The organism is Rhodoferax sp. LS1P39 (assembly GCF_056521425.1).
Genome location: NZ_JBWMAV010000002.1, coordinates 346,777 through 366,800, shown reverse-complemented (window position 1 = coordinate 366,800; position 20,024 = coordinate 346,777). Strand labels below are relative to the sequence as shown.

The 20,024-nt window shown below is 64.3% G+C and carries 23 protein-coding genes; 11 read left to right on the top strand and 12 right to left on the bottom strand.

The features are described from left to right. Positions 1–30 precede the first annotated feature (30 nt). On the bottom strand, positions 31–1,071 hold the full coding sequence (locus AC097O_RS05075; RefSeq protein ID WP_479591774.1) for a substrate-binding domain-containing protein: 1,041 nt from the start codon (positions 1,069–1,071) through the stop codon (positions 31–33). Then, positions 1,046–1,234: a hypothetical protein gene (locus AC097O_RS05070; RefSeq protein WP_479591773.1), complete on the bottom strand. Its 189-nt coding sequence runs from the start codon at positions 1,232–1,234 to the stop codon at positions 1,046–1,048. The genes AC097O_RS05075 and AC097O_RS05070 overlap by 26 nt, the downstream gene beginning before the upstream one ends. Here AC097O_RS05070 and AC097O_RS05065 point away from each other — a divergent pair. From AC097O_RS05065 to AC097O_RS05055, 3 genes are read left to right on the top strand one after another with little or no spacing between them, the layout of a single operon-like run. Continuing rightward, the gene (locus tag AC097O_RS05065; protein WP_479591772.1) at positions 1,233–2,312 is read left to right on the top strand and encodes a fatty acid desaturase family protein; all 1,080 of its coding nucleotides are present in this window, start codon (positions 1,233–1,235) and stop codon (positions 2,310–2,312) included. The two genes, AC097O_RS05070 and AC097O_RS05065, sit on opposite strands and share 2 nt — an antisense overlap. 26 nt (positions 2,313–2,338) lie before the next feature. Next, a complete protein-coding gene (locus AC097O_RS05060; protein WP_479591771.1) occupies positions 2,339–2,653 on the top strand; it encodes a MocE family 2Fe-2S type ferredoxin in 315 nt (104 codons plus the stop codon). Positions 2,654–2,678: 25 nt separating this feature from the next. After that, entirely contained in the window at positions 2,679–3,596 is a 918-nt protein-coding gene (locus AC097O_RS05055) for a sugar phosphate isomerase/epimerase family protein (protein WP_479591770.1), read from the top strand. 434 nt (positions 3,597–4,030) lie between these two features. On the opposite strand, the gene AC097O_RS05050 is transcribed toward AC097O_RS05055, so the two are convergent. Then, complete coding sequence (locus AC097O_RS05050) at positions 4,031–5,077, bottom strand: LacI family DNA-binding transcriptional regulator (RefSeq protein ID WP_479591769.1); 1,047 nt, start codon at positions 5,075–5,077, stop codon at positions 4,031–4,033. 109 nt (positions 5,078–5,186) lie between these two features. Here AC097O_RS05050 and AC097O_RS05045 point away from each other — a divergent pair, with 109 nt between their 5' ends. From AC097O_RS05045 to AC097O_RS05035, 3 genes are all read left to right on the top strand, one after another. Next, positions 5,187–6,167: a fatty acid desaturase gene (locus tag AC097O_RS05045; RefSeq protein WP_479591768.1), complete on the top strand. Its 981-nt coding sequence runs from the start codon at positions 5,187–5,189 to the stop codon at positions 6,165–6,167. 20 nt (positions 6,168–6,187) lie between these two features. Continuing rightward, positions 6,188–6,499 (top strand): MocE family 2Fe-2S type ferredoxin, encoded by a 312-nt coding sequence (locus AC097O_RS05040; RefSeq protein WP_479591767.1) that lies wholly within the window; start codon positions 6,188–6,190, stop codon positions 6,497–6,499. A gap of 161 nt (positions 6,500–6,660) precedes the next feature. Next, positions 6,661–7,206 carry a hypothetical protein gene (locus AC097O_RS05035; RefSeq protein ID WP_479591766.1) on the top strand — a complete coding sequence of 182 codons (546 nt, stop codon included), beginning with the start codon at positions 6,661–6,663 and terminating at the stop codon, positions 7,204–7,206. A gap of 14 nt (positions 7,207–7,220) precedes the next feature. Here the strand turns inward: AC097O_RS05035 and AC097O_RS05030 are convergent, their stop codons facing one another. The 4 genes from AC097O_RS05030 to AC097O_RS05015 are packed head-to-tail and all read right to left on the bottom strand — an operon-like array spanning position 7,221 to position 8,981. Beyond that, on the bottom strand, positions 7,221–7,808 hold the full coding sequence (locus tag AC097O_RS05030; RefSeq protein WP_479591765.1) for a flavin reductase family protein: 588 nt from the start codon (positions 7,806–7,808) through the stop codon (positions 7,221–7,223). A gap of 26 nt (positions 7,809–7,834) precedes the next feature. Next, positions 7,835–8,047: a YjfB family protein gene (locus tag AC097O_RS05025; RefSeq protein ID WP_479591764.1), complete on the bottom strand. Its 213-nt coding sequence runs from the start codon at positions 8,045–8,047 to the stop codon at positions 7,835–7,837. Positions 8,048–8,102: 55 nt separating this feature from the next. Further along, positions 8,103–8,567, bottom strand: coding sequence for a hypothetical protein (locus tag AC097O_RS05020; RefSeq protein WP_479591763.1), 465 nt, complete (start codon positions 8,565–8,567; stop codon positions 8,103–8,105). A 15-nt stretch (positions 8,568–8,582) separates the two neighbouring features. Beyond that, complete coding sequence (locus AC097O_RS05015; RefSeq protein WP_479591762.1) at positions 8,583–8,981, bottom strand: hypothetical protein; 399 nt, start codon at positions 8,979–8,981, stop codon at positions 8,583–8,585. 203 nt (positions 8,982–9,184) lie between these two features. On the opposite strand from AC097O_RS05015, the gene AC097O_RS05010 reads away from it, so the two are divergent. From AC097O_RS05010 to AC097O_RS05000, 3 genes are all read left to right on the top strand, one after another. Then, on the top strand, positions 9,185–10,435 hold the full coding sequence (locus tag AC097O_RS05010) for a DEAD/DEAH box helicase (protein WP_479591761.1): 1,251 nt from the start codon (positions 9,185–9,187) through the stop codon (positions 10,433–10,435). Positions 10,436–10,509: 74 nt separating this feature from the next. After that, complete coding sequence (relB, locus tag AC097O_RS05005) at positions 10,510–10,722, top strand: type II toxin-antitoxin system RelB family antitoxin (RefSeq protein WP_479591760.1); 213 nt, start codon at positions 10,510–10,512, stop codon at positions 10,720–10,722. Beyond that, positions 10,700–10,978: a type II toxin-antitoxin system RelE/ParE family toxin gene (locus AC097O_RS05000; RefSeq protein WP_479591759.1), complete on the top strand. Its 279-nt coding sequence runs from the start codon at positions 10,700–10,702 to the stop codon at positions 10,976–10,978. The genes relB and AC097O_RS05000 overlap by 23 nt, the downstream gene beginning before the upstream one ends. 1 nt (position 10,979) lies before the next feature. Here the strand turns inward: AC097O_RS05000 and AC097O_RS04995 are convergent, their stop codons facing one another. The 5 genes from AC097O_RS04995 to AC097O_RS04975 all read right to left on the bottom strand — a co-directional run bounded on the left by AC097O_RS04995 (position 10,980) and on the right by AC097O_RS04975 (position 17,138). Next, a complete protein-coding gene (locus AC097O_RS04995; protein WP_479591758.1) occupies positions 10,980–11,267 on the bottom strand; it encodes a hypothetical protein in 288 nt (95 codons plus the stop codon). Positions 11,268–11,541: 274 nt separating this feature from the next. Next, positions 11,542–12,351 (bottom strand): 5-deoxy-glucuronate isomerase, encoded by an 810-nt coding sequence (gene iolB, locus AC097O_RS04990; protein WP_479591757.1) that lies wholly within the window; start codon positions 12,349–12,351, stop codon positions 11,542–11,544. Between the two features lies 1 nt (position 12,352). Further along, positions 12,353–13,258: a myo-inosose-2 dehydratase gene (iolE, locus tag AC097O_RS04985; protein WP_479591756.1), complete on the bottom strand. Its 906-nt coding sequence runs from the start codon at positions 13,256–13,258 to the stop codon at positions 12,353–12,355. Positions 13,259–13,331: 73 nt separating this feature from the next. Next, positions 13,332–15,188, bottom strand: coding sequence for a 3D-(3,5/4)-trihydroxycyclohexane-1,2-dione acylhydrolase (decyclizing) (gene iolD, locus AC097O_RS04980; RefSeq protein ID WP_479591755.1), 1,857 nt, complete (start codon positions 15,186–15,188; stop codon positions 13,332–13,334). Between the two features lie 12 nt (positions 15,189–15,200). Then, a complete protein-coding gene (locus tag AC097O_RS04975; protein WP_479591754.1) occupies positions 15,201–17,138 on the bottom strand; it encodes a bifunctional 5-dehydro-2-deoxygluconokinase/5-dehydro-2-deoxyphosphogluconate aldolase in 1,938 nt (645 codons plus the stop codon). Between the two features lie 265 nt (positions 17,139–17,403). On the opposite strand from AC097O_RS04975, the gene AC097O_RS04970 reads away from it, so the two are divergent. Together AC097O_RS04970 and AC097O_RS04965 are read left to right on the top strand one after the other, a co-directional pair. Then, positions 17,404–18,342 (top strand): sugar ABC transporter substrate-binding protein, encoded by a 939-nt coding sequence (locus AC097O_RS04970; protein WP_479591753.1) that lies wholly within the window; start codon positions 17,404–17,406, stop codon positions 18,340–18,342. Between the two features lie 138 nt (positions 18,343–18,480). Next, complete coding sequence (locus AC097O_RS04965) at positions 18,481–20,013, top strand: sugar ABC transporter ATP-binding protein (RefSeq protein WP_479591752.1); 1,533 nt, start codon at positions 18,481–18,483, stop codon at positions 20,011–20,013. Positions 20,014–20,024 lie beyond the last annotated feature (11 nt).

The following is a 20,024-nucleotide window of genomic DNA, read 5'->3' as shown; positions in this document are numbered from 1 at the left end:
GGGGTTGCAACCTGGGGGCGGGGAAAAGAGCTACCCCATGTTCTCGGGCGTGAACAAGTCCATCGCCAGCAGCTTCTGCTGCGGCCCGGCGACCACCGCGCCGGGCAGGGTGGCGGCCAGCATCTGGGCCACGGCGGTCTGGGCCAGGCGCTCTTGCGGGGTGTGGATGACCAGGTCCACCACGCCATCGATCAGCGCGGCACGGGTGGTGGCGTTGAGTTCGTTGCACACCACTACCAGCTGGCGATCGGCAGCGTCTTCGCGCAGCGCCCGGATCACGCCCGCGCCGCCGCCGCCGGTGAGGTGCAGGCCCACCAGCTCGGGGTGGCGGGCCAATAATTCCAGCGTGGCCTCGTAGGCGAGCTGCGGGTCTTCCAGGTTCACCAGGGTGTCCAGCACCTTGAAGCCGGGCGCGTTCTCGCGCAGGTAGGAGCGAAAGCTGATCTCGGCCAGCTCGTGCCCCAGGTAGCGGTGGCTGCCCACAAACACCGCGACTTCACCCGTCGTCTGCCGGTTCAGGCGGCTGACGGCCCAGGCGGCGGTGCGGCCACGCTGGCGGTTGTCCAGCCCGATGTAGCCCGCCCGGTGCGGCGCGCTGATGTCGCTCAGCAGCGCAAAGCAGGGCGTGCCCTGCTCAAACAGCGCCTCCACCGCAGCGGTAACGTGCGGGTGGTCGACGGCGACCACGGCCAGCGCGTCCACCTTGCCGCCCAGCTCCAGCAGCTGTTCGGCGATGGCGGCGGGCTCCAGTGCGTCCATGAACGTGATGTGGGCCACGCAGGTTTCGGGCTGGTTCTGGGTGGCGGCCTGCTGCAGCGCGGCGGCCAGGGTTTGGTAGAAATGGTCGTTGCGCTTTTGCAAGCAAAAGCCCAGATGGCGCACCGGCACGCGCTCTTTCAGCCGCGCGCGCATCAGGCCCACGGCGTGGTAGCCCAGCTTTTCGGCGGCGGCGATGACGCGCAGCGTGGTGCCTTCGCGCACCGGCAGGCGGCTGTTGAGCACGCGGTCGACGGTGGCGGTGCTCACGCCCGCAGCCTCGGCCACGTCATGCAGGGTGATTTTGGCTTTCATAGACCCGGATTATCGCATTCTCTGCCATAAATGCAAGTTTTTGCCCCTGGTAGTTGATAGTTTTTGCAATGATTTGATGGTTTTTGAGGTTTTGCATCACACGGCAGGCGGCATTGGTTTTAGCATCCGGCATCCGCAGCACAAAACGAGAGACACGCCCCATGCCCACCACCGAATCGACAGCCTTTGCGGGCCCAAACTGGACCCGCACCCAGGACGACTACCACCTGATATCCGGCGCAGGCGACCGGGCCCAGGCTGCCGGGCTGGTCAACGCCAGCTGGTACAAATGCGCCGTGCCCCGCGCCCGCATGAAGCAGCTGATGCAGCGTGAAGACGCACAGGCCATCCGCGACACCGTGCTGTGGTACGCGCTGATCCTTGCTGCCGGTGCCGTGCTGGTAGCGACATGGGGCACGGCCTGGGCCTGGCTGGCCTTCTTTGTGTACGCCACCCTCTACACCGGCCCGGCCGATTCGCGCTGGCACGAAGCTGGCCACGGCACCGCCTTCAAAACCCGCTGGATGAACGATGTGCTCTACCAGATGGCCTGTTTTCAGGTGCTGCGCCGCCCCAGCGTGTGGAAGTGGAGCCATGCCCGCCACCACACCGACACCCTGGTCACCGGCCGCGACCCCGAAGTCGCCGTGACGCTGCCTACCGATTTGCTGGGCATGTTTTTGAACCTGTTTTCCATCAAGTCCGGCCCGCGCGAGCTGTGGCGCGTGCTGCGCAATGCCTTCGGCATATTGGGCGAAGAAGAAAAGACTTTTGTGCCCGAGATGGAGTGGCCGCAAATGGTCAAGGAAGCCCGCGTCTGGGTGGTGCTGTACGCCGTGCTGATCGCCAGCGCCGTCTACTTCGGCAGCTGGTTACCTTTGGCCCTGTTTGGCCTGCTGCCGGTGATGGGCGGCACCTGGCTGTACACCTTCTTCGGCCTGACCCAGCATGCAGGCCTGCCCGAAAACGTGCTCGACCACCGCAAGAACTGCCGCACCGTCTACATGAACCCGGTGTTCCGCTTTCTGTACTGGAACATGAACTACCACGTCGAACACCACATGTTCCCCATGGTGCCGTTCCACGCGCTGCCCCAACTGCACGAAACCATCAAAGACGACTGCCCACCGGCCTACGACGGCACCATCGCCGCCTACCGCGAGATCATTCCCGCCGTGCTGAAACAGGCCCAAGACCCGCACTACCACGTGGTGCGCCAAATGCCTGTAGCTGCCGCATAAATTCAACAACCACAAGGAGACAACTCATGACCAATTGGACCGAAGTTTGCGCACTGGACGACATCGACGACGAAGACGTGATGCGCTTTGACCACAACAACCACACCTACGCCGTGTATCGTTACAACGACAAGGTCTACGCCACCGATGGCTTGTGCACCCACGAGCACGTCCACCTGGCCGACGGCCTGGTGATGGAACACGTGGTGGAATGCCCCAAGCACAACGGCCGCTTCGACATCCGCGATGGGCGGGCGCTGGGGGCACCGGTGTGCATCAACCTGAAGACGTATCCGGCGAAGGTGGAAGGCGGGCAGGTGCTGGTGCAGTTGGGCGCGTGACGAACTTAAACACGTTCTAAAACCCATGAAAATCGCGCTCGACCCCTACATGATCCGCCACCTGTCGCTGCCCGAGCTGTGCCGCGCCACGGCCGAGCTGGGCTACGACCAGATCGAGCTGTCGCCGCGCGCCGACTTTCTGGACTGGTGGGTCATGCCCCGCGCCACCAAAGACCGCATGGCCGCCTTCAAAGCCGCCATGCGCACCCACGGCGTGGGCCTGGCCAGCCTGCAGCCCATGTACCGCTGGGCCAGCCCGTTTGAAGACGAGCGCCAGTGGGCCGTGCGCTGCTGGAAGAAAGCCATCGAGGTGTCCGTGGAAATGGGCTGCACCCTGATGATTAGCGAATTCGGGCGCGGCGCGTCCACCGAGCGCTCGGTGGGCGAGCGCCCAGGTGCCCATTTCATCAATACCAAAGAGATGTGCGAGGCCGCCTGGTTCCGCTCCATGGACGAGCTGCTGCCCATCCTGGAGCGCGAGGGCATCACCCTGTCCGTCGAGCCGCACCCCGAAGACTGGATCGAGCAACTGCAGCCCGCCATCGACATCGTCCAGAACATCGGCTCCAAAGCGCTGCGCCTGTCCTACATTGCGCCGCACACCTTCTACTACGGCGACGACATGGCCGCCATGCTGCGCGAAGCCGCGCCGCTGCTGGCCCACGTGCGCGTGGCCGACACTTTCAACCACAAAAAGAGCAGCCAGCTGCGCTACATCGTCAACCCCCCCGGCTCCACCCAGGTCCGCGTGCACCAACACCTGGACATGGGCCAGGGTGAGATCGACTGGAACCTGTTCTTCCAGACCTTGGGCGAGGTGGGTTTTGACGGCGTGATGTCGAGCTGCGTATTTGCGTGGGAAGAGCGGGCGGAAGATTCCAGCCGGTTTATGCGGGGGGAGATGCAGCGGTATGTGGAGCGGTATTTCCCGCAGCGGGGTTGAAAACTATCAAATTTGTAGCTGCTGCGCTTATGAGATAAGCGCTAGAGGGCTATTTGATCAGAATATTTCTGATGATGCTGGATTTCTGCTACCTAAACACACGTCCTCCAGAAATAGCGCAGAGCAGGCTTTGCCAAGCCGCTGATCGCGTGTATCGGAGTGCATGGGATGTCACCGAGGGGCACCTGCCGCCAAACATAGAGAGAGGCTACCGGCCAACAGGGGGCAATCGATAAGGTCCTCGCCAACACCCTTAAAGCCGACACTCGTGCCCATCGGGTTATTGCCCAATTGGCCTCTGCTTGACTAAATGAACGCCTGTCGCTGGCGGCGTAGCCTCGGCAAGAGGACATCCTGCCCACACGGCCCCCAAACCCAAACGCTATTGAATAAATAGCTGCTCCCGCCCACGCAATAAGCACAAGCAGCCCATTTCACACACTCTCCGGCGTATGGATATCCATAGGCACCACGATCTGCTGGACTGCTGACGGCGGTTCGGCCATGGCGCGTACCAAGCGCTCAGCCAGCAACGGCAGAGGGTGTGACAGCACCGCCTGCAGATAGCCGCCCACCAGCGCCTCGCGGGTGGTGGGGGTCAGGTCGTGGGCCACCGCCACCAGGGGCACGCCCGGCTGGCGATCAACATGGTCGCGCAGGGCTTGCAGCACGCCGTCGATGCCGCCGCCGCCCACGTACACGCCCACCAGGTCGGGGTAGCGCTGCAGCAGGTCGCGCGTGGCTTCCTGGGCGTAGTGGTCGCTCTCCAGCGTCACCACCGGCTCCAGCACTTCAAAGCCGGGGGCGTGCTCGCGCACATATGAGCGAAAACTCATCTCGCACAGCTCCTGGCACTGGTAGCGGTGGCTGCCCACAAAGATGCCGATCTGCCCCGGCTGCGCGGCCTGCCGGGTGATGAAGCCTGCCGCAGTGCGGCCCACGCGCCGGTTGTCCAGCCCGGCATAGCCTGCGCGCTCGGGGGCATCCAGGTCGGACACGAGCGCAAACACCGGCTTGCCCTGCGCCCGCAGCTGGGCGATGGCGGCGTGGATGTGGGGGTGGTCGGCGGCCACCAGCGCCAGCGCGTCGCAGGACTGGGCCATCTGCGCCAGTTGCGCGCACACCGCCTGGGGGGCCAGGTCGTCCAGAAACCGTACCACGGCCCGGCCCTGCATCTGCGCGCTAGCCTGCGTGGCAGTGGCCAGCGCGTCGGCCAGGCCGCTGTAAAAGGCCGAGCTGCGCTGCTGCAGCAAAAAGCCCAGCGTGCGCTTGGGCCGCACCTCTTGCAGGCGGGCGCGGATGATGCCCACCGGGTGGTAGCCCAGCGTCTGTGCTGCGGTGTGGATGCGGTCGGCGGTGTCGCTGCGCACCGGCACGCGGGCGTTCAGCACGCGGTCTACCGTGGACGGGCTAACCCCGGCGGCGCGGGCCACATCGGCCATGGTGGCGCGGGAGGAGGGTGTTTCTGGTATTTTTGACATATCTGTCATGAGGTATGCCAGTTTATGCCATGAAATGCCGAATAGCCGTCAAATTAAAGGGCTGCGCACCTACCATTACCGCACACCACAACCACCCGGAGACCTTTGCATGTCCAACCCCTACGCCCTGCGCGGCGACGCTGACGCGCCAGACACCACGCCCTGGTTCAGCCCCCGCATCGACCGCAAGCTGCTCAAGCAACTGATGCAGCGCAACGACCGCCACAGCCTGTGGAACTACGGCCTGTGGCTGGCCCTGCTGCTGGCCAGCGGCACGGCAGGCGTGCTCACCTGGGGAACGTGGTGGTGCCTGCCTGCGTTTGCGGTGTACGGCATCTTGTACGCGTCTGCCGACCACCGGGCACACGAGCTGTCGCACGGCACGCCGTTCAAGACGCGCTGGCTCAACGAGATGTTCTACCAGCTCGCAGGCTTCATGACGCTGCACGAGGGCCACTACTGGCGCTGGAGCCACACCCGCCACCACACCCACACGCTGATGGTGGGGCGCGATGCCGAAATCGCCGTGCACCAGCCGGTGCGCCTGGGCGGCCTGCTGCTGGACCTGTTTTTCCTCAAGTCTGGCGCGGCGCAGATCGCCAACATCGTGCGCCATGCCTGCGGCCAGATCACGCCGGACGGCCTGCATTTCATCCCCGTGGCCGAGCGGCCCAAGGTGATCCGCGCATCCCGCATCTATGTCGCCATCTTCCTGGCGCTGCTGGCCGCCTGCGTGCTGCTGCAAAGCCTGCTGCCTTTAGTGCTGGTGGTAGGCCCGCGTTTTTACGGCGGCGCGCTGGCGCAGGTGTTCAACCTGACCCAGCACGCCGGTCTGGAGGAGAACGTGCACGACCACCGCGCCAGCACCCGCACCTTCCATACCAACGCCGTGTTCCGCTTTCTATACGCCAACATGAATTACCACCTGGAGCACCACACCTTTCCCATGGTGCCCTACCACGCGCTGCCCCAGTTGCACGCCGCCATCCGCAGCCAATGCCCGCCGCCCCACGCCAGCCTGTGGTCGGCCTGGCGCGAAATTTTGCCCGCCCTGCTGCGCCAGCGCCGGGCTGCGGCGGCCTTTGTTTGACCGCCTACCAGGAGACTTCCATGACACATTGGACCGAAGTTTGCGCGCTGGACGACATCGACGACGAAGACGTGCTGCGCTTTGACCATAACCAACACACCTACGCGGTGTACCGCTATAACGACAAGGTCTACGCCACCGACGGCCTGTGCACCCACGAAAAAGTGCATCTGGCCGACGGCCTGGTGATGGAGCACGTGGTGGAGTGCCCCAAGCACAACGGCCGCTTCGACATCCGCGACGGGCGGGCGCTGGGCGCGCCGGTGTGCGTCAATCTGAAGACTTACCCGGCCAAGGTGGAGGGCGGGCAGGTACTGGTGCAGTTGGCATGACTGCTATCGAATAAAGAGCTGCTTGTGCTTATGCGATAGGCGCAGAGGGGCTAAAAGACCATGAGAAATCCAGGTTGTAAAGCACCGCTTACAACCGGAACTGTCCTCCGCAGCCAGCACTCCCACGTTGTATACCAATGTTTGTACAACGAGAGCACCGCATGACCCATCCCTTGGTTTCCTTTTCTTCCCATGTGTCCCGTGCCCGCAAAGCCGCCGCCTTGCTGGCGCTGGCCTGTGGCCTGGGCGCGGGCGCGGCCCAAGCGCAAGACGTGTACATCAACGGCACGGTGGGCGGGGCCATTGCCCCCGGCGTGTACGGCCAGATCACCTTTGGCGGGCGCCCCCCGCCGCCGGTGCTGTATGCCCAGCCCATGCTGATCCAGCGCGGCCCCGTCGCCCAGCAGCCGCTGTATTTGTACGTGCCGCCGGGCCATTCCAAAAACTGGCGTCGCTACTGCGGGCGCTACAACGCCTGCGGTCGGCCGGTGTATTTTGTGCAGGTCAACGAGCGCAACCGCTGGTGGGCCCAGCCGCGCGGAGGCCCCCGCCCGCACCATGACCGCCGCGACGATTGGCGTGATGACCGCGGTGACCGCCATGATGGGCAGCGCCACGATCGCGGCCACGATCGCCATAACGACCGTTACGAAGACCGCAACGACCATGGCCGTGATGACCGCGGACGCGGTCACGGCAACCGCTAGCCAGGTGGCCCGGATCAGGGCGTGATCTGCACCGAGGCACCGGTCGCATAAAACTGCCCGCCTGCCACATAGTGCAGGCTGCGCAGCGCGTCGGGCGCGGCATCAAAGTGCCAGCGGCCATTGCTGAACACCCGTTCGTCGGCCCAGGCTGCTACTACTTCGGCGATGAACAGGTCGTACTGGCCTTGGTTGTGCGGCTCGGGCAGCACCCGGCATTCCAGCCAGGCCACGCAGCCCTGCACCAGCGGCGCGGCGATCTGGCTGGCGGCAAAGGTGGTGATGCCGTGCTGCGCCAGCTTGCCTGGCACGGTGTGGGCGCTGTCGGTACCCACGGCCAGGGTCTGCGCGGCCATGGCCACACAGGGGATGTTCAGGGCGAACACCCCGCTGGCCTCCACCAGTTGCCGGGTCAGCGTGGCCTTGTCGATCACCACCGTGACCTTGGGCGGCTCAAAGTCCAGCGGCATGGACCAGGCAGCGGCCATCACGTTAATGGTGTCGCCGTGGGCCGATGACACCAGCACCACGGGGCCGTGGTTCATCAGCCGGTAGGCTTTGGCGAGGGGGACGGGAATGCAGTGGGCGGGGGCTGAGAAAGTCATACCCGCAAGGGTATCAGGCGGTGCCGTCAGGCGAAGGTGTTGAGCTGCGTGCCCAGGCTGCCCGAGGTGGCCAGCGCAGGTGCGGGCAGGGGCTGGGGAATGGATTCAATCAGCGCCTGCGCCGCCACGGCTTGCGCGTCCAGGGCTTTTTTCAGCACCCGGATGTTCAAACTGTCGGAGGTGGGGGCTTGGGCATCTGACGTGGCGGACTGCACGGCGGTGGTGCTGGCGATGTTCATAAGAGAGTCTCCTGGCAATAAAGAGTTATCGGCCCAAACACGCCAAACTTCAAAACTAGTGCAGCAGCTTTACCGCCGCAATCGCCACCCAGCCCAGCACAAAGTTCAGCACCACCAGGGTGTGGATCTGGCCAGCAGCCTTGGCGGCCAGGGGCCATTCGGCGGCGGCCACCGCGCGTTTGAACTTGGCGAACCCGGCAAACTGGATGTGGCCAAAGGCCAGCACCATCACCACGCCCAGCGCGGCCATGATCGACCAGCCCAGCGGCACACTGCCACCCGCAGCCATAAAGGCTTTCATGCCGCTGCCAAACAGGTGCCCGCCGGTCGCCAGCAGCACCACGATGGCGCCCAGCACCAGCCGGAAAAACCGCTGCCACACCTGCAGCATCAGGCGGGCGCGGACTTGTGCGTCCAGCGCCAGCAGCGCGGCAGGCCGCAGCGCAAACAGCATAAAGGTCATGCCGCCCATCCAGACGATGGCAGCGGCGAGGTGGAGAAAGGTGAAGAGAGTGGTCATGCAGGAGCTAAGGAGTTATTTGGTGCGTGAAGGGCCGGGCGGCATGGGCGGCACAAGAGTGGGCGGTGGCTGGTAGGCCTGCATCGGCAAGACCACGCGGGTCAGGGCGACGTCGACCTTTTCAGCGGGCACCACGCCGTCTTTTTCCTTGAGCCGCACGAACAGGCCTTTGCGGCTGATGTGCACATGGTTGACGGTGTGGCGTTCGCCCTCGTACTGCACATCGGCTCCCGGTTTGTACAGGGCCAGCCACAGGGCCGGCGCTTCCGGCGCTGCTTCCACTGCTTCGGCTGGCACCGTGGCCACTGCGGTGCTGGTGGGCACGGCAGGGGCTGCCGGTGCTGCAGCGGGTGCTTCGGCAGGTGCCGCCGCTATTGGAGGGCTGTCGAACAGGGAGTCAAAATCGTCGCTCAACTGCGGCTTTCTTTCACATGCAAGTGGGGTAGGGGCCGCTGGAATGTGGCCAGCGGGCCGGGTGCACATGCTGCAATATTTATAGCAAATGATGCAGTCGGCGCGCGCGCAAGCGCTGAATTTAACACGCAAACAATTCTGCTGCCTTGCGTGGGGGGTTAAACTGCCCACCCCTATCTGCCGTCCTGCCCGACGCACCCCCCATGCCCTTTGCCTCCCTGGGACTTGCTCCCGCCTTGCTGCGCGCCGTGCGCGAACAGGGCTTTACCGCGCCCACCGCCATCCAGACCTCGGCCATTCCGGCCATCGTGCGCGGCGCAGATGTGTGGGCCGCCGCGCCCACTGGCTCGGGCAAAACCGCTGCCTTCGCCTTGCCCCTGTTACAGCGCCTGACCGAGGCCCCGCGCCAAGACGGCAAGCGCCGCCCCCGCGTGCTGGTGCTGGTGCCCACGCGCGAGCTGGCCGCCCAGGTGGCCGAGGTGTTCCGCGGCCTGGCCCAGCACCTGCCGCAGCCCTTGAAGATTGCGGTGATCTTTGGCGGCGTGTCCATCAACCCGCAAATGATGGGCTTGCGCGGCGGGGCCGACATCGTGGTCGCCACACCGGGCCGTTTGCTCGATCTGGTGGACCACAACGCTCTGCAACTCTCCCACGTGGCCGCGCTGGTGTTGGACGAGGCCGACCGCCTGCTGGACCTGGGCTTTGCCGACGAGCTGGCCCGCGTGCTCACGCTGCTGCCCGCGCAGCGGCAGAACCTGCTGTTCTCGGCCACTTTCCCGCCCGCCATCGAGGCCCTGGCCGCCCAGCTGCTGCGCGACCCGGTGCGCATTGAAATGGCCGCCGAGCCAACCACCCACACCGCCGCGCCCGCCATCGCCCAGCGCGCCATCGCCGTGGATGCCAGCCGCCGCACCCAGCTGCTGCGCCACTTGGTGCAAACCCAAAAGTGGCAGCGCGTGCTGGTGTTTGTGGCCACCAAGTTCTCGGCCGAGATCGTGGCCGACAAACTGCGCAAGGCCGATATCTGGGCCGAACCCTTCCACGGCCAGCTCAGCCAGGGCAAACGCACCCAGGTGCTGGACGACTTCAAGGCCGGGCGCGTGCACGTGGTGGTGGCCACCGACCTGGCCGCGCGCGGTATTGACGTGGCCGAGCTGCCAGTGGTCGTCAACTACGACCTGCCGCGCTCCGCCGTCGATTACGTGCATCGCATCGGCCGCACGGGCCGCGCCGGGCAAAGCGGCGAGGCCTACAGCTTCATCACCGCCGACACCGCAGCCCATTTCGCCCTGATCGAAAAACGCCAGGGCCTGAGCCTGCCGCGCGAAGAGGTCGCCGGTTTCGAGCCAGTCGAGCTGGCCGTGCCGTCCCTGCCCGCGCAGGCCAATGGCGGCATCAAAGGCAAGCGGCCCAGCAAGAAAGACAAGTTACGGGCCGCTGCAGCAGCGGGTTGACCAAAGATGGCGCGAAGCAGTCCGCAGCGGCCTGGGCGTTCCCGCATCCGTCGGTTTGTGCTAGTCTTTCATCCATGTCTACTGTTCTCGACCCCATTGCCTCAGAGTTCCCTAGCGACGAAGCGGCGGCCAGTTACGACCGCTGGTTTCGCGCCAAGGTAGAGCAGTCGCTCGCCAAAGCCGATGATCCGACCACACCGCGCTACAGCAGTGATGAAGTGATGCGCAAGGTGGGTGCGACCATACAAGCTGTGCAAGCCAGCCATGCTGACCGTCATCTGGCTTGACGACGCACTCGCAGATATCCAGCAGATCGTCGCGTTCATTGCCCAAAGCAATCCAAGGGCTGCGCAGGCGCTGGCAGAGAAGCTGATTGACGATGCGGACATGCTGGCCGTGCTACCGGCCCACTACCGCCGGGGCCGGGTAGCCGGTACGCATGAGTTTGTCAGCCACCCCAACTACACCATCGTCTACCGCAGGACTCTTTCGGCAATCGAGGTCCTGAACATCGTGCATTCGCGCCAGCAGTATCCGAAGTAGCTTAGTCGGCCGCGACTTCCGGGCTCTCCTCGTCGTCCATAGTCTCGCTGTCCATCACCGCAATCTCGGCGTACTGGGTGCCGTTGAGCTGGTGGCGGTAGGCGCTGTAGGCATGGCGGGCGGCGGCTTCGTCGTCGCCTTCGTCATCGGCCGTGGCGGCCAGCAGGTGCAGCTTGGCCGCCGCCGCAAAGTGGTGCGCCGCCATGCGGTGGTGGTCGCCCACGGTTTCATATTCCTCGTCAAAAATTTCGGTCGGCAACTCGATGGCGGGCGTGCTGTGGGATGTCATAGAGGTCTCGCAAAGGTGGCAACGGCGACATGCCGCTGCGCCAGCATCGGCGCGGGGGATGAAGGCTTGATTACAGGGGGAGTCTTTCGAGGTGCACGTCTCGCTGCCGCCCCATTGCGCCCGGGTAGCGAATGCTCTCCTTTTTTACTTTAAAAAAGAGAGCTGCTCACGCTCTATGAATAAGCACGGGAGCCTGTTTTAATGCCTGAAAAAATAGGCTAAAACTAGGAGTCAAGGCTGGAACGGGTGCCGGAGCCTCCAGTCCCGTCCATGCCTAAACGGGCTTCAGCATCCACTCATGCGCCGGATCGTTCTTGAAGACCCAGAAGCGGTTCGGGCCCGCCATCACGTTCAGGTAGTACAGGTCGTAGCCGTGCGGTACGGTGACTGGGTGGTAGCCGCGCGGGACCATCACCACGTCGTGGTTCTCCACGGCGCAGGCTTCATCCAGCGTCCGGTCGTCGGTGTAGACGCGCTGGAACGCGAAGCCCTGCGGTGGGTTCAGGCGGTGGTAGTAGGTTTCTTCCAGCAGCGTTTCCACCGGCGGCTGCTCGATGTCGTGCTTGTGCGGCGGGTAGCTGCTGGAGTGGCTGGCGGGGGTGAGCACTTCCACCACCAAGAGGTGGGCAGCGGTGGGGTCGTCGTGGGGCAGCACGTCGCAGACGTAGCGGGTGTTGGTGCCCTGGCCGCGCACGCTGCGGCGCATGGTGGCGGGGTCGATCACGCGCACGGCGTGGGGCGTGTCGCCTGCGGGGGCGGTGCACAGGCCCAGCTCGGCATCGGTGTCGGCCCGCACCACCACGGTCTTGCCGCCGGGCACGTAGACGGCGGCGGGCGAGACCTCTTCGAACACGCTGGTACGCGTGCCCAGCTTCTCGTAGGTTTGGCCATCGACCGTGACCGTGACGGTGCCGGTGAGCACCACCAGGCAGAGTTCGCGGGTACTGGTGTTGACCGTCTCGGTTTCACCGGCGGCCAGGCGCACGGCGCGGAAGCCCACGTGGGTCCAACCTGCGCGCTCGGGCGTGACGTTGACGATTTCGCGGCCCGCAGGGGCGGCTTTGGCGAGGAGGGGGCTGACCATATCAAGCGCTCAACTTGTCAACGATGCCGCGCAGGGTGTCATAGCCCTTTTTCGCGTACTCGTAGCTGGGGGCAACGGCTGGGTCTTGCTCGGCTTCGACTACCAGCCAGCCTTCATAACCGGCATTTTTCAGGATGGTGAGCACGGCTTCAAAGTCCACCGCGCCGTCGCCGGGTACGGTGAAGGTGCCGTTGATCACACCGTTCAAAAAGCTCCAGCCGTCGTTGCGGGCCTGGGCAATGACCGGCACGCGCACGTCCTTGCAGTGCACATGGTTGATGCGCTCGATGTGCTTTTTGAGCAGCACCGTGGGATCGACGGCACCGCCAAAGTAGGCGTGGCCGGTGTCGAAGAGCAGGAAGACCTTGGTCGGGTCTGTCAGGGCCATGAGTTTGTCGATGTCGGCGGGGGACTCGACGTAGGCACCCATGTGGTGGTGGTAGGCCAGCTGGATGCCGTAGGTGGCGATGAGGTGCGCGCCAAAGGCGTTCAGGCGCTCGGCGTAGGCCTTCCACTGGGCTTCGGAGGTGAAGCGCGGGCGCTTGGAGACGGGCACGTCGATTTGGCCCTGGATGGTGTCGGCGCATTCGCCGTAGACCACTACTTTCACGCCGTTGTATTGCAGCTTGGACATGTGGGCCTTGCAGCGCTCGAACTCGGCTTCCACCGTGTCATTGCCCAAAAAGCCGGAGTACCAGCCAGAGACGCAGGCCACGCCGAATTCGTCCAGCTTGGCTTTCAGGCCGGGGCCGTCTTTGGGGAATTTGTTGCCCAGCTCGAAGCCTTCGTAGCCGATTTCTTTGCCCTCAGACAGGGCGGTTTCCAGCAGGGTTTCGCCGCCCAGCGAGGGCAGGTCGTCGTTCATCCAGCTGATGGGGTTGATGCCAATGCGTACGTTCCAGGTCATGTTGGTTCTCTTGAAGTTAAGTGGGGTGTGTTGGGTGTTGCTCCTTCCCCCGGAGGGGGAAGGGGTAAGGCAGCTAAATCCGTTGTTCTTGCTTGGCGGCGGTGTAGCGCTCGAAAGCGGCGTTCACTTCGGTGCGCTCGGAGACGGCGGGGATCGCCACCTCCCACCAGCAGCCGCCTTCGGCCGTGGTGCGGTGGTGGGTGGTGTCGATCACCACCACCTGGCTCTTGGTGGCGGCGCGGGCGGCGACCATGGCGGTTTTGAGCTCGGCCAGGTCTTTGACGTGCACGGCATCTGCGCCCATGCTGCGGCCATGCATGGCAAAGTCGATCTGGCTGCTGCTGCCGCCCTCGCCAATGCAGGTGTCCAGCATGTTGTTGAAGCTGGGTGTGCCGCTGGCGCGCTGCAGGCGGTCGATGCAGCCGTAGCCCCGGTTGTCCAGAATCACCACGATCAGCTTTTTGCCCAGCAGCACCGAGGTGGCCAGCTCGGAATTCATCATCATGTAGGAGCCATCGCCCACGATGACGATGACTTCCTGGTCGGGCCGGGCCATCTTGGCACCCAGGGCGCCAGCCACTTCGTAGCCCATGCACGAATAGCCGTATTCCACGTGGTAGTTGCCGGGCAGGGTGGCGCGCCAGAGCTTGTGCAGCTCGGCGGGCAGGGTGCCTGCGGCGCAGACCACCACATCGCGCACGTCGCTGTTCTCCACCGAGTCGCGCACGGTGCCAATGACTTCTGCGTCGTAGGGCAGCACGTCTTTGGGGACTGCCGTGGTGAGCTCGGTCACGCGGGCCACCCAGCCCGCGGCCAGGGTGCGGGCGCGGGTGGTCCAGGCGGGTGCGGCCTTCCAGTCGCCTGCTGCGGTGCTGAGCTGGGCCAGGCCCATGCGGGCATCGGCCACCAGGGCGGTACCCGCCCATTTGGTGGCATCGAAGCTTTGCACGTTCAGGCACAGCAATTTCGCTTTGGCAAACAGGGCGTGCGAGCCGGTGGTGAAGTCTTGCAGGCGGGTGCCCACGGCCAGCACCAGGTCGGCTTCACGGGCCATTTCGTTGGCTGCGGGGCCGCCGTCTACGCCGATGCCGCCCAGGTTCAGCGGGTGGTCCCAGGGCAGGCTGCTCTTGCCGCCGTGCGATTCGACCACCGGGATGCCGTGTTTCTCGGCAAAGGCCCGCAGCGCTTCCCAGGCCTGGCTGTAGAGTACGCCGCCACCGGCCACGATGAGCGGCTGTTTGGCGGTTTTCAGCAGGGCGGCGGCAGCGGCCAGCTCGCGGGTGTCTGCAGGTGGGCGGCGGAAGTAAATGGTGCCGGGCTGCAGAAAGGTCTCGGGGCAGTCAAAGGCCATGGCCTGCACGTCTTGCGGCAGCGCCAGGCAGGCGGGGCCGCAGGTGGCGGGGTCGGTCATGACCTGGATGGCACGGGGCAGGGCGGTCAGGATCTGCTCGGGCCGGGTAATGCGGTCAAAGAAGCGGGTGACGGGGCGGAAGGTGTCGTTGGCGTTCATGTCGCCGTGCGCAAAGTTTTCAATCTGCTGCAACACGGGGTCTGGGGCGCGGCTGGCAAAGGTGTCGCCGGGCAGCAGCAGCACCGGCAGGCGGTTGACATGGGCCACGGCGGCGGCGGTGACTAAATTGGTAGCGCCCGGGCCAATGCTGGTGCTCACGGCCATGATTTTTTGCCGAAAGTTCGCCTTGGCGTAGGCAATGGCGGCGTGGGCCATGCCCTGCTCGTTGTGGGCGCGGTAAGTGGGCAGGGTGGCGCGCTCGGCATACAGGGCTTCGCCGATGCCGGCCACATTGCCGTGGCCGAAGATGGTGAATACGCCCGCGCAGTAGGGCTGGGTGCTGCCGTCGGCCATCTCGACTTGCAGCGCGGCCAGGTGCTTGACCAGCGCCTGGGACATGGTGAGTTGTTGGGTTTTCATGGGACTAATTTGTTAGGCGGATTTGCGGTTGCGCCAGGCATCTACCAGCGTAGCAAAGTTACGGGCGACGGTGTTTTTGAAGGTGGTGTCGTCGATTTCATTCTTGAACCATTGCAGCGAGGCATCGGCCCACAGGGTACGGCCCACCATGAAGCCCTTGACGATGGGGTTGGTGGCCTGGGCAAAGCTGTCGGCCAGCAACTGCAGCGGCTGGTTCAGACCCAGGATGACTGCGCCACGGCAGTAGGGGTCGCGCTCGGCCACCAGGGCGGCCAGGTCGGTCCAGCCCTGGGGCTGCATGGGGGCCAGTTTCCACCATTCGGGCTTGACCCCCAGGTTGTAGAAGCGCTTCACGGCGCGCAGCACGGCGGCATCTTCGGTACCAGCGGGGGTCATAGGGCGGGGGCAGATGATTTCCAGCAGCAGCTCGTTGCCGCTGGTGCGGGTGGCTTCCCACAGCTCCAATACGGTTTGCTCCTGCTCCAGGCGCAGCGCATAGCTGTCGTCCGGGTGGTAGTGCACCAGGCACTTGACCACGTGCTCGGTAGGCCAGTTGATGAGTGCGCTGCCAATGGAGCGGGTGCCGTCAAAGCGCAGCGGGCGCGAACCGGGTAGCTCTACCGGGCGGCCCACCCACCAGCCGCGCCCGGTGGCGCTGGCCAGGGCATCGCGGCCATAGCCGCCACCGTCGATCAGCACGCCGGTGTGGCCTTGTAGCTGGTGGCTGGCTTCCACCTGCTCGGCGGCTTGTACCAGCAGCTTCTTGAGCGCCGGGACGCGGGCATCGCTGGCACCGGCTTCGCGGGCGATGTCGAAGAACTGGCTGCGGTGGTCAAACGCCAGCACGCACATCTCGTTCCAGTCGGGCCGGGCTGCGGTGACGCGGTGCAGATGGGCGAGCTGCTGGTCGGCATCCACCTTGGGGTTGCGGCTGCCGCTGAACCAGTGGTCCAGCTCGGCGGGCGTGGCCATGGCGGCGGAGCAGGCGTGGCGCGACACCACGATGGCCCCGCAGGCGTTGGCCACCTGGGTGGATTGGGCCCAGTCCTTGCCCTGCAGCAGGCTGGCCATCAGGCCGGACAGGAAGGAATCGCCAGCGCCCAGCACGTTCAACACCTCGACCCGCTCGCCCTTGAAGGTGGGGGAGTCGTCGATATGGGCCGGTATGTCGCCTTCGATCACGGTGCAGCCGTCGGCCCCGCGCTTGACCACCAGGGTGGCGGCGCTGAGCTTGCGCACAGCGCGCAGGCAGGCCATCAGGTCGCCCGCGATGCCCCCGGCGATGAAGAATTCTTCTTCGGTGCCCACCAGCAGTTCGAATTCGGGCAGCACCTCTTGCAGTTGCTGGGTGACGTGCGCGTCGGCCACGTAGCGGTTTTCGCCTGCGCCGCGGCTGGTCAGGCCCCACAGTACGGGGCGGTAGTCGATGTCCAGCACGCGGGTCACACCGTGCTTTTTGGCGTAGGCCAGGGCGGCCAGGGATGCGCTGCGCGTGCCAGGGGTGCTGAGGTGGGTGCCGGTGATGGCCAGGGCGCGGCATTGGGCGATGAAATCTTCGCTGATCTCATCGGCTTGCACCGCCATATCGGCGCAGTTTTCGCGCATGAACAGCAGCGGGAAGGTGTCGCGGTCTTTCAGGCCCAGCAGCACCATGCCGGTCAGGCGCTCGGGGTCGATCTGCACCTGGCTGGTGTCGCAGCCCTCTTGTTCCAGGGTTTCGGTGAGGAAGCGGCCCATTTGTTCATTGCCCACGCGGGACAGCATGGCGCTTTTGAGCCCTAGGCGGGCCACGCCAAACGCCAGGTTGGCCGAGCTGCCGCCCAGGTACATGGCCATGCTGCGTGCGTCTTCCAGGCGGCTGCCGAATTGTTGGGCGTACAGATCCACTGCCAGGCGGCCCAGGCAGGCGAGGTCGATACGGCGACCAGAGGGGAAGTTCAGTTGGCTCATCGAGGTACGGTGTTATGCAGAAAAAGGGTTCCCGTGGGATGCGGGAAGACGGGGTGCACGGCACGGAGCTGTGGCAGGTGTGGCGACTATAAATTGTAGAGAAATATTTTTCTCTAAGTGTAATCACTTAGAAATTTATTTTCTATTTTGGAGATTTTTGAGTACAGTACAGCCCGTGGTCAAGGGCATTTCTCTGTGCCCTGGCCTCAACTAACCAAACGGTACAACAACCCGCCGTTTACCAATAACTCTGGAGACGCATCCTATGAAAAACCTACAAAAGCTAGTCATTGCCGCAGCCGTGTCGACCACCCTGCTGGCGCCTTTGGCGGCACATGCCCAAAAGGTGGGCTTGGCCATGGCCCAGCTGGATACCTTTCTGACGATTCTGAAAGACGGCGTAGTCGATGCCGGCAAGAAGGCGGGCACTACGGTGCAGGTGGAGGATGCCCAGAACGACGTGGGCAAGCAGCTCAGCCAGATCCAGAATCTGATTGCCCAGAAGGTCGATGCCATCATCGTCAACCCGGTGGACACCGATGTCACTCCCAAGATCACCAAGATGGTGACCGATGCCAAGATCCCCTTGGTCTATGTGAACCGCAAGCCGGTGGACTTTGCCAAGCTGCCTGCAGGCGTGGCGTTTGTGGCATCTGACGAAGTAGTCTCGGGCACGGTGCAAACCCAGGAGGTGTGCCGCCTGCTGAAGGGCAAGGGCAGCGTGGTGGTGTTGATGGGCGAACTGTCGAACGAAGCCGCCCGCACCCGCACCAAGGACATCGAAGACGTACTGGCCACCAAAGAGTGCAGCGGCATCAAGATCCTGGACAAGCGCGAAGGCAAGTGGGACCGCACCCAGGGCCAGGACATCACCACCAACTGGCTGTCCACCGGCATGAAGTTTGACGCGATCATTGCCAACAACGATGAGATGGCCATTGGTGCCATCAACGCGCTCAAGGCCCAGAAGAAGTGGACCCCCGCATCCATCGTGGCCGGTATCGATGCCACCCCGGACGCGCTGGCTTCCATGAAGGCAGGCGACCTGAAGGTCACCGTGTTCCAGAACGCAGCAGGCCAGGGCGGCGGCGCCTTGGATGCCGCGCTGAAGCTGTCCAAGAAGCAGCCGGTCGAGCGCTTTGTGAACGTGCCGTTTGAGCTGGTCACCCCCGCCAACCTGGCCAAGTACAGCGGCAAGAACTAAGCCCTTGCGGATCTGAGGGTGCCCCGTCCCGGGGCATCTTCAGCCCTCACGCCAGGCTTTCCCCCGCACGGGGAGGCCTTGCGTGAGGGCTTACGACCAGACAAGCCCCCCTTCCACCCTTTCATAAAGCCACCCAGGATGTCAGACACCGCCACACTCGACCGCCCGGCCACCCAGGCAGCTGCCGCGCCTCCGCTGCTGGAGATCAACGGCATTCTCAAAATTTTCCCGGGCGTGGTTGCGCTCAACAACGTCGGCTTCAAGCTGCGCGCGGGCACGGTGCATGCGCTGATGGGCGAAAACGGCGCGGGCAAATCCACGCTGATGAAGATCATCGCGGGCATCTACATCCCCGACAAAGGCGACATCCGCCTGCGCGGCAAGGCCATCCACATGAAGTCGCCGCTGGATGCCCTGAACCTGGGTATCGCCATGATCCACCAGGAGCTCAACCTCATGCCCTACATGACGGTGGCCGAGAACGTGTGGATCACCCGCGAGCCCAAGAACGCCTTTGGCTTTGTGGACCACGCCGCGCTGTACCGCAAGACCGCCGAGTTGTTTGCCGAGCTGAACATCAAGATCGACCCCAAGGAAGAAATCCAGAACCTGTCGGTCGCCAGCCGCCAGATGGTCGAGATCGCCAAGGCCGTGTCCTGGAATTCCGACGTGCTGATCATGGACGAACCTACCTCGGCGTTGACCGAGACCGAGGTGTCCCACCTGTTTGCCATCATCCGTAGCCTGCGGGCCAAGGGCAAGGGCATCATCTACATCACCCACAAGATGAATGAGCTGTTCGAGATTGCCGACGAGTTCTCGGTGTTCCGCGACGGCCAGTACATCGCCACCCACGCCTCTACCGAGGTGACCCGCGACGACATCATCCGCATGATGGTGGGCCGCGAAATCACCCAGATGTTTCCCAAGATGGAGGTGCCGATCGGCGAGGTCGTGTTGTCGGTGAAGGATCTGTGCGTTGAAGGCATTTTCAAGAATGTGAGCTTTGACATCCGCGCCGGGGAGATCGTCGGCATGGCCGGGCTGGTCGGCTCGGGCCGCTCGAATGTGGCCGAGGCGTTGTTTGGCGTGGTGCCTGCCACTTCGGGCAGCATCAGCATCAAGGGCGTGCCTATCACCATCGACACGCCCACCAAGGCGCTGGCGGCGGGCATGGCCTTTTTGACCGAAGACCGCAAGGAAACCGGCTGCTTTTTGAGTCTGAACATCCAGGAAAACATGGACACGGCAGTGCTGAACCAGCGCTATGTGACCAAGGGCTTTGTGCAGGGCGACCAGCTGGCCAAAGACTGCGCCGAGATGGCCAAGCGCCTGCGCGTCAAAACCCCCAGCATGGGCGAGATCATCCAGAACCTGTCGGGCGGCAACCAGCAAAAAGCGCTGGTGGGCCGCTGGCTGCTGACCAACCCGCGCATCCTGATTCTGGACGAGCCCACCCGCGGTATCGACGTGGGGGCCAAGGCCGAAATCCACCGCCTGGTGTCCGAGCTGGCCGGTACCGGCGTGGCGATTTTGATGATCTCGTCGGAAATGCCCGAAGTGCTGGGCATGAGCGACCGCGTCGTGGTGATGCACGGCGGCCAGGTCACCGGCATTCTGGACCGCAAAGATGCCAACCAGGTGTCCGTGATGGACCTGGCAGCCAAGTAAAAAAACACATA